At 40.5% G+C, this 14,933-nt stretch carries 12 protein-coding genes; all 12 read left to right on the top strand.

All coding sequences use genetic code 11. The features are described from left to right. Nucleotides 1-226: 226 nt before the first annotated feature. The 12 genes from accB (at nucleotide 227) to AC2VOY_RS07200 (ending at nucleotide 14,918) form a co-directional block, all read left to right on the top strand. Nucleotides 227-688: an acetyl-CoA carboxylase biotin carboxyl carrier protein gene (accB, locus tag AC2VOY_RS07255; protein ID WP_491830632.1), complete on the top strand. Its 462-nt coding sequence runs from the start codon at nucleotides 227-229 to the stop codon at nucleotides 686-688. Between the two features lie 10 nt (nucleotides 689-698). Continuing rightward, nucleotides 699-2,048 carry an acetyl-CoA carboxylase biotin carboxylase subunit gene (gene accC, locus AC2VOY_RS07250; protein WP_491830630.1) on the top strand — a complete coding sequence of 450 codons (1,350 nt, stop codon included), beginning with the start codon at nucleotides 699-701 and terminating at the stop codon, nucleotides 2,046-2,048. A 167-nt stretch (nucleotides 2,049-2,215) separates the two neighbouring features. Continuing rightward, nucleotides 2,216-3,100 (top strand): 50S ribosomal protein L11 methyltransferase, encoded by an 885-nt coding sequence (gene prmA, locus AC2VOY_RS07245; RefSeq protein WP_491830629.1) that lies wholly within the window; start codon nucleotides 2,216-2,218, stop codon nucleotides 3,098-3,100. A gap of 384 nt (nucleotides 3,101-3,484) precedes the next feature. After that, entirely contained in the window at nucleotides 3,485-4,474 is a 990-nt protein-coding gene (dusB, locus tag AC2VOY_RS07240; protein WP_491830628.1) for a tRNA dihydrouridine synthase DusB, read from the top strand. Between the two features lie 32 nt (nucleotides 4,475-4,506). Then, the gene (gene fis, locus AC2VOY_RS07235) at nucleotides 4,507-4,803 is read left to right on the top strand and encodes a DNA-binding transcriptional regulator Fis (protein WP_491830627.1); all 297 of its coding nucleotides are present in this window, start codon (nucleotides 4,507-4,509) and stop codon (nucleotides 4,801-4,803) included. Between the two features lie 112 nt (nucleotides 4,804-4,915). Then, a complete protein-coding gene (locus AC2VOY_RS07230) occupies nucleotides 4,916-5,524 on the top strand; it encodes a hypothetical protein (RefSeq protein WP_491830626.1) in 609 nt (202 codons plus the stop codon). A gap of 100 nt (nucleotides 5,525-5,624) precedes the next feature. After that, on the top strand, nucleotides 5,625-5,831 hold the full coding sequence (locus AC2VOY_RS07225; protein ID WP_491830625.1) for a helix-turn-helix transcriptional regulator: 207 nt from the start codon (nucleotides 5,625-5,627) through the stop codon (nucleotides 5,829-5,831). A 373-nt stretch (nucleotides 5,832-6,204) separates the two neighbouring features. After that, nucleotides 6,205-6,786 (top strand): YagK/YfjJ domain-containing protein, encoded by a 582-nt coding sequence (locus AC2VOY_RS07220; RefSeq protein WP_491830623.1) that lies wholly within the window; start codon nucleotides 6,205-6,207, stop codon nucleotides 6,784-6,786. A 282-nt stretch (nucleotides 6,787-7,068) separates the two neighbouring features. After that, nucleotides 7,069-8,637, top strand: a complete 1,569-nt coding sequence (locus AC2VOY_RS07215) for a type I restriction-modification system subunit M (RefSeq protein WP_491830622.1) — start codon at nucleotides 7,069-7,071, stop codon at nucleotides 8,635-8,637. After that, nucleotides 8,634-9,779: a restriction endonuclease subunit S gene (locus tag AC2VOY_RS07210; RefSeq protein ID WP_491830621.1), complete on the top strand. Its 1,146-nt coding sequence runs from the start codon at nucleotides 8,634-8,636 to the stop codon at nucleotides 9,777-9,779. Before AC2VOY_RS07215 ends, AC2VOY_RS07210 begins: the two co-directional genes overlap by 4 nt. Nucleotides 9,780-9,939: 160 nt before the next feature. Next, nucleotides 9,940-11,922, top strand: coding sequence for an RNA/DNA-binding domain-containing protein (locus tag AC2VOY_RS07205; protein ID WP_491830620.1), 1,983 nt, complete (start codon nucleotides 9,940-9,942; stop codon nucleotides 11,920-11,922). A 23-nt stretch (nucleotides 11,923-11,945) separates the two neighbouring features. Further along, entirely contained in the window at nucleotides 11,946-14,918 is a 2,973-nt protein-coding gene (locus AC2VOY_RS07200) for a type I restriction endonuclease subunit R (protein WP_491830619.1), read from the top strand. Nucleotides 14,919-14,933 lie beyond the last annotated feature (15 nt).

Below are 14,933 nucleotides of genomic sequence, written 5' to 3'. Positions count from 1 at the left end.
GTTTGTTAATAAATTGCTGCAAAAATTAAGTTACCAGTATTTACATGGTTTTTTGCGAACTATATCGACAAGTTCGATACACTTTTTGCACAAATTTACAATTTTTCCTTTGTGGCAGGGATTGTCCAAACAATAGAACAATCAACTGCGGCAAAGCATCGCACTCGCGTACACGAATCAAGTCTTCGTGTCTTATGCAATCAACTAAAATAAGAGAATTTAAAACATGGATATTCGTAAGATCAAAAAACTGATTGAACTTGTTGAAGAGTCAGGCATTGCTGAATTGGAAATCTCTGAAGGTGAAGAATCAGTACGCATCAATCGATATAGCTCTGCGCCAGTTCAAGCTGCGCCAATGCAGCAATATCAACCAGCGCCAGCAGCGGCTCCTGCAGCAGCACCTGCGCCAGTTGCAAGTGTTGAAGAAGTTAGCGTTGAAGCTGCGCCAACAGGTCATCATGTTCTATCTCCTATGGTTGGTACTTTCTACCGCTCACCAACGCCAGAAGCAAAAGCTTTTGTTGAAATTGGTCAAGAAGTGAAAGAAGGTCAAACTCTTTGCATCGTTGAAGCAATGAAAATGATGAACCAAATCGAAGCAGATAAGACTGGTACAATTAAAGCTATTCTTGTTGAAGACGGCCAACCTGTTGAGTTTGACCAACCGCTTGTGATCATCGAGTAAGAGGCGTTGTATGTTAGATAAATTAGTCATCGCAAACCGTGGCGAAATTGCGCTACGTATTTTGCGTGCATGTAAAGAATTAGGCATTAAGACAGTAGCCGTTCACTCGACAGCTGATCGCGATTTAAAACACGTACTGCTTGCAGATGAAACCATTTGTATTGGTCCTGCGCGTGGTATTGATAGCTACCTAAATATTCCGCGTATTATTTCTGCCGCAGAAGTAACTGGCGCGATTGCGATTCACCCAGGTTACGGCTTTCTTTCTGAAAACGCAGACTTTGCTGAGCAAGTTGAGCAATCTGGCTTTATCTTTGTCGGTCCAAAAGCTGAAACTATTCGCCTAATGGGTGACAAGGTTTCTGCGATTTCAGCAATGAAAAAAGCAGGCGTTCCTTGTGTACCAGGCTCTGATGGCCCGCTTGATGACGACGATAAGAAAAACCGTCAGTTTGCAAAACGCATCGGCTACCCTGTGATCATCAAAGCCTCTGGTGGCGGCGGTGGTCGTGGTATGCGTGTGGTGCATCGTGATGAAGACCTTGTTGAAGCAATCGCACTGACTCGCGCAGAAGCAAAATCTTGCTTTAACAATGACATGGTTTACATGGAGAAATACCTTGAAAACCCTCGTCACATCGAAGTGCAAGTGCTTGCAGATGGCCAAGGTGGCGCAATCCACTTAGGTGAGCGTGACTGTTCAATGCAGCGTCGTCACCAAAAAGTTGTCGAAGAAGCACCAGCTCCGGGCATCACAGAAGAAATGCGTAAATACATCGGTGAGCGTTGTACCCGTGCATGTCTTGAAATTGGCTACCGCGGCGCAGGTACTTTTGAGTTCTTGTATGAAAACGGTGAGTTCTACTTTATTGAAATGAACACCCGTATTCAGGTTGAGCACCCAGTGACTGAAATGGTCACAGGTATCGACCTTATCAAAGAGCAGCTACGCATTGCAGCAGGTCAGCCTTTGTCTTTCACTCAAGATGACATCAAACTACGTGGTCACGCAGTGGAATGCCGTATCAACGCAGAAGATCCACAAAGCTTCTTGCCTTGTCCGGGTAAAATCACTAACTTCCACTCACCGGGTGGCATGGGTATCCGTTGGGAATCTCATATCTACACAGGTTATAGCGTTCCGCCGCATTATGATTCAATGATCGGCAAACTGATTGCTTACGGTGAAAACCGTGATGTGGCGATTGCGCGTATGAAGAATGCCTTAAGTGAAACTATCATTGACGGCATCAAGACGAACATCCCGCTACAGCTGAGCATTATGGTCGACCAAAACTTCCAACACGGTGGTGCAAACATCCACTACCTTGAGAAGAAGCTAGATAAAAGCGCATCATAAGCAAATTGATCGCAATGGCTAAAGTGATTATTGAATAAAATAGTCATTGGATAAAAATTAGGGCATGTACTTTCTACCTGTTTGGTATAGAGTATGTGCCCTTTTTATTTATACTCCTATATACTCTGCATATATACCTAAACTTAAGACTCTCACGGGAACAAGAAATGCCTTGGATTCAAATCAAACTTAACGCCACCGACACCAACGCTGAAGCCATTGGCGATATGCTAATGGAAGAAACTGGCGCACTGTCGGTTACTTTTTTAGATGCAAAAGATACACCTGTCTTTGAACCACTGCCGGGTGAAACTCGCCTTTGGGGTGAAACTGACATTCTTGCGCTGTATGATGCAACCGCAGACACTAGCTTGATTTTAGAGCAAATCAAAGGCTCAAATATGTTAGCGGCTGATTTTGCATATAAAGTTGAGCAAATCGAAGATAAAGATTGGGAGCGTGAGTGGATGGAAAACTTCCACCCAATGCAATTTGGTGAGCGTTTGTGGATTTGCCCATCATGGCGTGAAATCCCTGAGCCTGACGCAGTTAATGTTATGCTTGATCCTGGGCTTGCATTTGGTACAGGTACTCACCCAACCACAGCGCTTTGCTTAGAGTGGCTAGAAGGTTTAGATCTTGAAGGCAAAACTGTGATCGACTTTGGTTGTGGCTCAGGTATTTTGGCGATTGCTGCAATCAAACTTGGCGCAGAAAAAGTGATCGGCATTGATATCGACCCGCAAGCAATTTTAGCTTCAACCGATAACGCCAAACGTAACGGTGTAGCGGACAAGCTAGAGCTATTCCTACCGCAAGACCAACCAGAAGGCTTAGTTGCTGATGTTGTGGTTGCAAACATCCTTGCAGGTCCTCTACGCGAGCTTTCAGGCGTGATCACTAGCCTAGTTAAACCTGCGGGCTTACTTGCGATGTCTGGCGTGCTAGATACCCAAGCTGAAGATGTGGCAAGCTACTATAAAGATGCATTTACGCTTGATGAAATTAAAGAAATGCAAGAGTGGTGTCGCATCTCTGGTGTGAAGGCTTAATTAAATATATCGCTGGTTTTAATTCTAGCGAATCTTCTATGACTCAAGCATAAGCTAGTTTGGTTTATGCTTGTATCCTACTCTCGATTCCTCATTTTTAACCTCTCTATAGCCTCTTCTCTACCCAGTCCCTAAAATCACAAAAAATAAAAATTTGAACCTGATCGCAAATACCTTTGTAACGAAAAGGTTAAATCCAAAACTTTTATTTCGATAATTGCATGAAAAATAAGCAAATCGCAAAAATAAACACTAAATGCTCAAAATTTAGTCTTTTCACGAGCAAAAAAAATGCGTAAAATGCGCGCCCTTGCCTTGATTGAAATATAGGCTTTGTTTTGAATCGCCAAGTTGCGAGCTTTTGGAAATAGGAAAAGATCTGCTGTGAAAATCGGAAACTATCAATTACCTAATCAGCTCATTCTTGCACCTATGGCAGGCGTAACAGATAGACCATTTCGACAACTTTGTTTGGAGTATGGTGCGGGCATGGCCGTCAGTGAAATGATGTCATCCAACCCAAAAGTCTGGCAAACCGCTAAATCAAAACAGCGTATGGTTCATGAAGGTGAGCGTGGCATTCGCAGCGTGCAAATTGCCGGTGCCGATCCTGATCTGATGGCGCAAGCAGCAGTCGTCAGCGTCGAAAATGGCGCCCAGATCATAGATATCAATATGGGTTGCCCAGCTAAAAAAGTGAATAAAAAATTGGCCGGCTCAGCGTTATTACAGCGCCCTGATATCATAGAAAAAATTCTGCTCGCTGTGGTCAAAGCCGTCGACGTGCCCGTGACATTAAAAACACGCACAGGTTGGGACACAGAGAACAAAAACTGCGTTGAAGTTGCCAAGATGGCGCAAGATTGTGGCATTAGCGCCCTTGCACTTCATGGACGCACCCGCAGCTGTATGTATAAAGGCAATGCCGAGTACGACAGCATTAAAGCGGTGAAACAAGCAATTGATATACCCGTGATTGCGAACGGAGACATAGACTCTCCAGAAAAAGCCAAGTTTGTACTTGAGTACACAGGCGTAGATGGATTAATGATAGGCCGCCCGGCACAAGGGAGACCTTGGATTTTTAAAGAGATCCAACATTATTTAGAAACAGGTGAACACTTGCCTCTGCTTGAGCAACAAGAAGTGCGCCAGATCTTATTGAACCATGTTCATGCCCTGCATGATTTTTATGGTGAGTTTTTAGGGCCAAGAATAGCCCGCAAACACGTGGGTTGGTATCTAAAAGAACAAACAAGACCTCAGGCGCAACACTCAGAGTATGCCGAGCAGTGCGAAAGTTTTCGCCGCACTTTTAATGCGATTGAAGCCGCTCCAGAGCAAATTCAACAACTTGAAAGTTTTTTTGTATAACCTTGCATGACTAAAAAAGAGCTAAAATAATTATGTTCGAACAAAATATGACTCATCAACCTCTAACAGTTGCAACTGTAACTTCACAAGATCAAGTAACGCAAAAACCATTGCGTGATTCTGTAAAAGTTTCATTGAAGAATTATCTGGCTCAATTAAATGGTGAAGATGTGAATGATCTTTACGAGCTAGTGCTAGCAGAAGTAGAACAACCTATGCTAGATATGATCATGCAATATACGCGCGGCAACCAAACTCGTGCAGCAAACATGATGGGTATCAACCGTGGTACACTTCGTAAGAAACTTAAAAAATACGGCATGAACTAATCAAGTCCGTATAACATATTGAAATGTAAGCCGTGTTTACCCTTTGGGTGCACGGCTTTTTTGTTATATGTACCCCCACATGTACCCCCGATCATTTTCTTAATAAGTATTTATGTCTATTACACTTTCTGAAGCTACGTCACACTTTTCTACTGAAAAGCTCATCATCAAAAGAGAGCAACTTCAAAAGAAACCATCGCCATATATGCAAGCCATTATCCAATTAAACAAGGAGATTGGCATAAAGTGTCCTATCAATTGGAACCTCATAAGCCTTGACCAGATAAAACAGCTTATCGCCAGTGTCATAAAGCCTGAGCATGGTTATTTGAACGAAGCTATCTTATCTAGCTTAACTAAACATCAAGAAATCTTAGGATTAAATAAACTAAATCGCCCTTTAACTATGCTAGAAGAGAAGCAAATCAAAGTAATGATTCAACGGATATATGGTGGACACCTCAGTAACAAGTCAACAAGCGCGCACATAGCAGAGATCAAAAAAATAGCATCGTTAATACCAGAAGAGATTAAAGAGAACCTACGAGTAGGAAGCGTGGCAGAAGTTATTCGAAACTTTGGCGAGAATATTTATCAAGTAGCTAGACTATCTTTGAACACTCTCAAGAAGTTATTAGACGAACACACCACCTTAACAAGAAGTAGAGGTCGGGCATCTCTCACTATTCATCACCAGCTAAGAAACGCATTAATTATTTAGATTTTTAATATCAATAGCTAGTTGTTAAGCAGCAGGCATTTTCCGCACACGGCACAATAGAAACATATCAAGACAAGCCGAAACAAAGGAAAACTAACGCATGACTGCTATAACAACCAATCAAAATCCATCAACTCTTAACGACCGCCTTATTCGAGAAAGCGAGCGTCAAGCACTTACATCTATTAGTCGCTCACAGTGCTACAAACTAGAGCAAAAAGGCCTATTCCCTAAACGTATTCGTCTTGGGTTAAGAAGTTGTGCATGGCGTTTAACTGATATTCAAAACTGGATTAAGGAGCAATAAGATGAGATATGATTTTAGCCGAGCCAAAACATCTGACTATGTAGTCAGTCCGCTTTTATCAATTAGTGATATTGCCATAATGCTGAAAATCTCAACAAGAAGTGTGCAACGTTGGGTTAAGGACGGAGTGCTACCAGAACCATGTAGGCACATTAATTCAGGTCGCATCATAGGTTGGCATCAAGCTCAAATTATTGAATGGCAAGAATACGTTAGAACACAAACCTACGTCACTGGATACAACATGTCACCTTATGTCGGTAAGTGACGTTTTTAATAAGCTTTTTAACATAGCGTAAAATAGTCTTAAACCCTTATTGAACAAGACTTCTCGCTTTTCTTTACTCACATAATTAGCGGACTAATATATTATATGTCACAAATCATCCCACACGAATCGGACAAAAGCCTTGCCTACTTCTCATATAAAAAGCAACTTTGGCTTATAATGAATCAAAAAGATGGCATGGAAAAATCAATCTTAAATACCACCTTTAAGTTCATTGAGTCAGGTTTAAAAAACTACAGCAGACTAACGATAATTCAGAGCCAGTTGCACCAAAAAGAGAAGGTTACCGACAACAAATTCATAAGCCAATTTATTACCAAAGCGCGCAGAGAGTTAAAAAAATTATATAACTGTAAAATAGGCTTTATGTGGGTAAGAGAGCATAACCCCGACAAAGCAGAAGCCCAACACTACCACATAGCTATTGTTTTAAGTGGGCATAAAGTTAGACACCAAGCTAAGGTTCAGGAAATCATAGATCAAGTATGGACAAGCATTTTAGAAGGCTCAGTTCGTCGTGTAGACAATTGTATCTATCGACTCTACGATGACTATGACAAAGAACTAAAAGCTGCACTATGCCGTCTGAGTTACTTTGCTAAAACAAGGAGTAAGGAAAAAAGCGACCCTAAATTTAAGCGATTCTCTGCCTCAAGATATTCGTAATCAATAATCAAGGTGCGTACTCTAAATGTGCGCACCCGTTTCACCTTTGTGCATGAATTGCGCACTAACTGCAACTTAAAGTCCTACTGACAACTCTTAGATACAAAATCTAATCATTTGAAAATTCATACAATCATTTTACCCATTGCCATTTATTTTGAGCATCAGCTGAGAAAAATGATCATCTGCGCAATTTATTGATCCCTCCTCGCGTTTTTAAGCACCCGAACGGCTAAAATTTGATAGTATATTTTCATCTTAATAAGCAAGCGGTTAATCAAAATGGTCGAGCAACACCAGCAGGAACTAAAAAAACAACTTTGGAACATTGCCAATACACTACGTGGCAATATGTCAGCCGATGATTTTCGTGATTACATCTTAGGGCTCATTTTCTATAAATATCTTTCCGATAAACTGCACACCTATGCAGACACTCTTTTAGAAGAAGATAATCTCAAGTTTATCGAACTCGATGAGTCAACAGAGCAAGGCAAAGAATACCTAGAAGCTATCTCAGAAGAAGCACTTGATAAACTCGGTTATTTCTTCAAGCCTAAAGCGCTTTTCCATGTGCTCGCACAAGATGCCGAAGATGGCGAGTTTATCCTTGATGACTTGCGTGATGTGCTAAGTGCGATTGAGCAAAGCACTATGGGCGGTGAAAGTGCCGACGATTTTGATGGGCTGTTTGCAGAGCTAGATTTAACCTCGAATAAGCTAGGTAAAACACCTGATGCGCGTAACAAGCTGGTGGGACAAATCTTAGGTCACTTAGATAACATCGACTTTCACCTTGAAAGCAGCGAGATTGATATTTTAGGCGATGCTTATGAATATCTCATTGGTGAGTTTGCAAGTGGCGCGGGTAAAAAAGCAGGTGAGTTTTATACGCCACAAATGGTTTCTAAGCTACTCGCAAAATTAGTCACGATAAATAACAATGTTCAATCTGTTTATGATCCTACCTGCGGCTCAGGCTCGCTATTGCTGCGTGTAGCGAAAGAAGCGCAAAACCAAGACATTGTCTATGTGGGTCAAGAACGTAACCCCAGCACATTTAACCTTGCGCGTATGAACATGATCATGCACGGCGTGCACTACAAGCGTTTTGATATTGAAAATGATGATACGCTTGAAAACCCGATGCATCTTGAAAAACGTTTTGATGCAGTGGTTGCCAACCCGCCCTTTTCTGCGCAATGGTCAGCAAGCCCAATGCACTTAAATAATGAGCGTTTTGCTGATTATGGCAAGCTCGCCCCTAAATCTAAAGCTGACTTTGCCTTTGTGCTGCACATGCTTCACCAACTCGCTGAAACAGGCACTATGGCAGTTGTCTTACCGCATGGTGTTTTGTTCCGTGGCGCGGCTGAGGGACACATTCGCAAGCATTTAATTGCAACGAAGAACTATCTGGATATGGTAATAGGCTTACCTGCCAATATCTTCTTTGGAACATCGATTCCAACTTGCGTGATGGTGTTTAAAAAAGATCGTAAGCCAGAAGATGATGTCTTGTTTATTGATGCTAGCAATCACTTTGAAAAAGGCACGAACAATAATGTGATGCGTGAAGAAGATTTACAGCGCATTTTAGATGCCGTCACTAAGCGTGATTCAATTGATAAGTTTGCCTATGTCGCATCCCCTGCCGATCTTGCAGAAAATGATTACAACCTGAATATTCCTCGTTATGTCGATACGTTTGAGGAAGAGGAAGCGGTTGATCTTGCAGGAGTCGCCAAGCAGCTTAAAGCCAATGATGAGGCGATGCTTGAAACGGATAAGACGATTGCAGATTTTTGCGCTGAATTAGGCATTGATGCACCGTTTGAGGTGAAGCTATGAGTGAGTTAGTGCCGAAGTTGAGATTTGGTGAGTTTGATGAAAACTGGGATAAAACTAAATTAGATAAGGTAATTTCTCTTAAATACGGAAAAGATCACAAGCACTTAAGTGATGGTCATTATCCTGTTCTGGGTTCGGGTGGAGTAATGAGATATGTTGATTCTTACTTGTACAACAAACCAAGTGTTTTAATTGGGCGAAAAGGTACGATTGATAAACCTCAATTCATTACTACACCATTTTGGACTGTAGATACGTTATTTTATTCAGAAATTAAACCATCTTATGAGCCATATTTTGTATACCTAATAGCTCAAAAAATAAACTGGAAAAAATACAACGAAGCTACAGGTGTGCCAAGTTTAAATACATCTGGAATTTACAGTATTCCTGTTTATCTTCCGCTTTTAACTGAACAACAAAAAATCGCTGATTTCCTGACATCAGTAGATACTAAGATAAGCCAACTCACTGAGAAACATCGCTTACTCAAAGCATACAAAAAAGGTGTGATGCAGCAGATTTTCAGCCAAAAGATCCGCTTTAAAGATGAGAATGGCGAAGATTTTCCTGATTGGGAGGAGTTTTTATTCTCTGATATTGCTCAATTTACAAAAGGGAAAGGACTATCAAAGGCAGATATTGTTGAAAATGGAAGAACGCCTTGTATTCGATATGGTGAACTTTATACAACATACAATGAAGTTATTTCTCACATATATTCATCAACAAATGTAGACCCAAGTTCTTTAATATTAAGTGAAACTAACGATATTATCGTCCCTTGTTCAGGAGAAACTCAAATAGACATAGCTACAGCAGCATGTGTATTAATTCCTAACGTAGCTTATAGTGGCGACTTAACAATTATAAAGACAAAGTTAAATGGTATCTTTTTGTCTTACTTTTTAAATTCTGCTCAAAAAACAACTATAGCAGGTCTTGCACAAGGAAGTTCGGTAATTCATCTTTACGCTTCTCACTTGAAAAGTATGAAATTAAAAATTCCTACATCATTAAAGGAACAACAAAAAATCGCCGAATACCTGCAAGCAATAGACACTAAGATTGATACCGTCAATCAACAACTTGAACAAACCAAGCTATTCAAAAAAGGCTTATTGCAGCAGATGTTTGTGTGAGATTTGGGAAAAATAGTTTAACGAACCACCTTATCCGTTATCATTTTTCCATTATCCGTTATCATTTGCTCGTTATCCGTTATCATTTTTTATGTTTGATAACGGATAACGACAGATTAATTTTATATAAAGCTCCACTAAGTACCCAACAAGGAAGCACATGACACACCTCACCTTTACCTCATTAGATGATATTCAAGCACTACAAGAAAGTGCCGAAGTCGAATGTAAACTTGCTGGTGGCCGTGATGGAAAAGGTGCTGTACCTAATGATATGTGGGAAACCTATAGTGCATTTGCTAATACAAGTGGCGGTATCATCCTACTTGGGATTAAAGAAAGAAAATCTCGATTTACAATTGAAGGTATAAGTAACCCAGCTCCAGTTATCAAAAATATTTGGGATACAGTCAATAACCCAAACAAAGTAAGCATCAATTTACTTAATGAAGCCGATGTTTATGTTCAGACAATTGAAAACAAAGAGCTAATTGTTATTAATGTACCTCGCGCCACTCGTCAATCTCGCCCCGTATACATCAATAACAACCCCATAACAGGCACTTATATTCGTCGCTATGAAACCGATCAAAAGTGCTTACCTCCAGCAGTCAACCATATGATGGCAGAACAAGAAGATATACGTGATAATCGCTTACTTGAGCACTTCACTATCGATGATATAGATCTAGAAAGTTTGCGTATTTACCGACAGTTATTTGTCGATGCTAGACCTGATCATACTTTTTCAGAGCTTTCTGACCATGAATTTTTACGCTCTATTCGCTGCATCGCAAAAGATCGCTCAACAGGGAAAGAATGGTTAACTCTCGCAGGTTTAGTAATGTTTGGTCGCTGGAACTCGATTCTTGATGCTCTGCCAGCTTTTGCCTTAGATTATCAAGAAAAAAACACATCTTCTGAACGATGGGTAGATCGTATCTATACCGATGGTTCTTGGTCTGGAAATTTATTCGATTTTTATCGTAAAGTGTACCGTAAACTTACCGCTGATTTGAAGGTACCCTTTAACCTTGTTGGAGATAAACGAATTGATCGCACACCTGCTCATGAGGCGATTCGTGAAGCATTAGTTAACACTATTGCACATGCTGACTTTAATGCCGAAGGGAATATCTTAATCGAGAAACACCCTGATTTTATTGGTTTTCGTAATCCGGGATTAATGCGAGTCCCAGTTAAAGAAGCAATCCTTGGTGGTAACAGCCAATGTCGAAACCCAGCTATTCATCAAATGTTTTTAAATATTGGATTAAGTGAAAAAGCAGGCTCAGGTGTCCCAAATATTTATCGTAATTGCCGAAGACAAAACTGGCAATTACCTAAGCTTTATGAAAATGACGTACTTGGTCAAACCCTTCTTGAACTACGTATGGTCAATATAGTTTCAGAAGAATTAACGCAAAAGCTAGTTGATATTTTCGGTGAAGGCTTTCATGAGCTGAGTGAGCTTAAACGTACCATATTAATCACTGCGATGACTGAAGCATGGTTTAACCATGAACGCATTAGCTCATTAACCTCAGAGCATACGCGCGAAGTAACTCTTGCATTAAGCCAATTAGTATCTAGTGGTTACTTAGACTCATCAGGACAATACAAAAGCAAAACTTATCACTTAAAAGGAATTGAAGTTCCAACTCCGGACAATGAGGCAGGTAAGAATATTACTTTTGTTTCTTCTCCAACCGAGAAGCAGCTTGCGCTCTTTGACGATCAAATACCGGAGCTTAAAAATGAAAGTCCGGAGCTTGAACATAAAAATCCGGAGCTTAAACATAAAAGTCCGGACTCAAACAAAAAAGCTCCGGACTTCAATGTTAAAAACAAAGTATTATGGCAAAAACTAAAATCCGCAGCAGCTTCGAATCACAACAAAGCGAGAAGACCGAAAGAAGAAATAGAGCAAACAATTATAACTATTTGCGAGATAGCAACACCTCATTGCTTGAAGTTGTCGGATATAGCTATATTGCTTGATATGAAACCAGACACATTACGCAGAAACTATTTAAGTAAAATGGTGAAATCTCAAAAGCTATACCTTGCCTATCCAACAACACCAAATCATCCAGAGCAAGGTTACACAACAAATAAGAATATTGGCACTAAGCAGGATTAACAACTAAGGACGGCGCTAGAAGTATGGCATATCAATCAGAGCAAGCACTTGAAAACGAATTTATCCAAACACTGATTAATATCGGTTATCAGCGCGTCCACCTGCCTGATAATCAAAGCCTTGAAGCTAACCTAAAAACTCAGCTAGAAAGGCTCAACGCCGATAAACTCAAAAACCAAGTGCTTTCAACGAGTGAATTTCGCCAAATCCTCAGTAAGTTACAACAAGGCAGCATTTTTCATAAAGCCAAAACCTTGCGCGATAAGCTCAACCTAACCTTAGATAACGGTGAGAGCGTCCACTTAGACTTGCTGGTGGATGAAAACGCCAAAATAGCGAACCACTTCCAAGTTGCCAATCAAATCACGGTAAAAGGCGAATATACCAACCGCTATGATGTCACCTTGCTGGTGAACGGCTTACCCTTGGTACAAATCGAGCTTAAGCGCCGAGGCATCGAGCTAAAAGAAGCCTTTAACCAAATCAAACGTTATAAAAAGCACTCTTTTAATGCCAATCATGCCTTATTTAACTATTTACAGCTATTTGTTATTTCAAACGGCGTGAATACGCAATATTTTTCCAACAACCCAGAGCTATCAGCCAAGCAAACTTTTAACTGGACTGATCTTGAAAACAAGCCGATTAATCAAATCCATGACTTTGGCAAAGCCTTTTTAGCCCCAGCGCACCTCACCAAAATGCTAACCAAGTACATTGTCCTAAATGAAACGGGCAAGTTCTTAATGGTGCTGCGCCCATACCAGTTTTATGCCGTGGAAGCGATTATCAAGCAAGTTAAAACATCGCGTAAAAATGGTTATATTTGGCATACAACAGGCTCAGGCAAGACGCTCACTTCCTTTAAAGCTGCGCAAATCTTAACTCAGCTTCCAGAGGTGGATAAGGTTGTCTTTGTGGTCGACAGAAAAGACCTTGATTACCAGACAGCGCTTGAATTTAACGCTTTTAGTAAAGGCTGCGTGGATACAACAGATAACACTAAGATTTTGTATCACCAGCTGATAGATAGGCCAATCAAAGGGCGTGAAGAAAACGAGAACCGCAACCATAAGCTAGTCGTGACAACGCTGCAAAAGCTCAATAATGTTGTCACCAAGCAGCGTTATTTAAAAGAAATGGAAAAGCTGCAAGATAAGCGCATCATTTTTATCTTTGATGAATGTCATCGCAGTCAATTTGGTGAGACTCATGCCAATATTATTGGTTTCTTTAAAGGCGCACAGCTATTTGGTTTTACAGGAACGCCTATTTTCCCAGACAACGCCGTCGCGAAGAAATCCGTCAAGAAAATCACCAAAGACCTCTTTGATGAACGTCTACATGCTTATGTGATTATCGATGCCATTCGCGATCAAAACGTCCTTAAATTTGCGATTGAATATGTTGGACGCTACCAATACAAAGACGGCTCAAACAATAATCTTGATATTGATGTCGAAGCGATTGATACCAAGGAACTCTTAAGCTCACCAGCGCGCCAAGAGAAGATAGTTAATTACATTTTGGCTCACCATAAGCGTAAAACTCATAGCGGCAAGTACAATGCTATGTTTTGCGTCGCAAGTGTTGCCGATCTCATTGCATATTATGAGCTATTTGCCGCGAAGAAAGCCCAAGGTAAGCACCAACTTAAAATCGCGACTATTTTCAGCTATGACGCAAACGAAGAAAACGAATATGAGTTAAGTGGCGCGCCAGATCCCAAGCCAGCCGATAAACTAATCAAAGAAGTGCCGACATTAATCCAGCCAAACGTGCAGGAGCAAGAATTATATAGCCAGCGGATTAAGGCTGCAGCAGAGGGTGAAAGCATAAAACTGCATAGCAGAGATAAGCTAGAAGCCTTTATTGATGACTACAACAAAGAATTTGGCACAAGCTATAGCACCAAAGATAGCAAGCTGTTCTATGATTACTATAAAAATATCGCCAAGCGAGTTAAAGACAAAGAGATAGATATCTTGCTGGTGGTCAATATGTTCTTAACAGGCTTTGATGCGCCAAGTTTAAACACCTTATATGTTGATAAAAACTTAAAACATCACGGCTTAGTGCAAGCATTTTCACGTACCAACCGCCTCCTTGATGAAACTAAATCACACGGCAATATTATTTGCTTTAGAAACCTCAAACAAGCAGCCGATGAAGCCTTTTTGATGTTCTCAAATAAGCAGCCGATTGAAGTCATTGAAACGCCGCCTTTTGATGAGCTGATGAAAGATTTTAACGAAGCATACCAAGGCTTAATGGGTGTTACCCCTACGCCTGATGATGTGGATAGCTTGCCAGATGAAGAAGCTCAAAAACGCTTTGTATTGCAATTTAGACGCTTAATGCAAATTAAGAACATGCTAAGTAACTTTACAGACTTTAATATAGATAAAACTCAAATCAGTGATCAAGAATTTCAAGATTTTACTAGCAAGTACACGGATCTTAACCGCCAAATTCGTGAATCTTCGATCAAAGAGAAAGTATCTATTTTAGAAGATGTGGATTTTGAGCTTGATTTACTCCATCGCGATGAAGTCAATGTCAGTTATATTTTGCATTTGATTAAAGATCTTAAAAATGAAGATAGCGAAGAAGGCAAACAGAAAAAACGCAATGTGATCACTAATATCTTGAGCACTGAGCCAACTCTTACCAATAAGAAAGTATTGATTGAAAAGTTTATGCAAGAAACGCTAAACGGTATTCCTGATGACACCAGCGTCGAAGAGTCGTTTAGCTTCTTCTGGGAAAAAGAAAAGCTTGATGCAATTGATAAGCTGGCTAAGGAAGAAAAACTAAATAAAGATAAGCTCACAAGCCTTGTCGCACGCTATGAGCAGACCAAACAAGATCCATTGCGTGATGACCTTATCGATACGCTCGAAACCAAACCTAGCCTACTTGCGCGCAAGAAGATCATCCCTCACCTAACCAATAAGCTAAAAAGTTTTGTCGAGGTGTTTACGGGTGGGTTTTAGTGATAAGTCAGTTCA

The organism is Vibrio sp. KMM 9700, assembly GCF_058545285.1.
The sequence above is the reverse complement of the archived record's forward strand: the minus strand, read 5'-3'. Positions and strand labels throughout refer to the sequence as shown.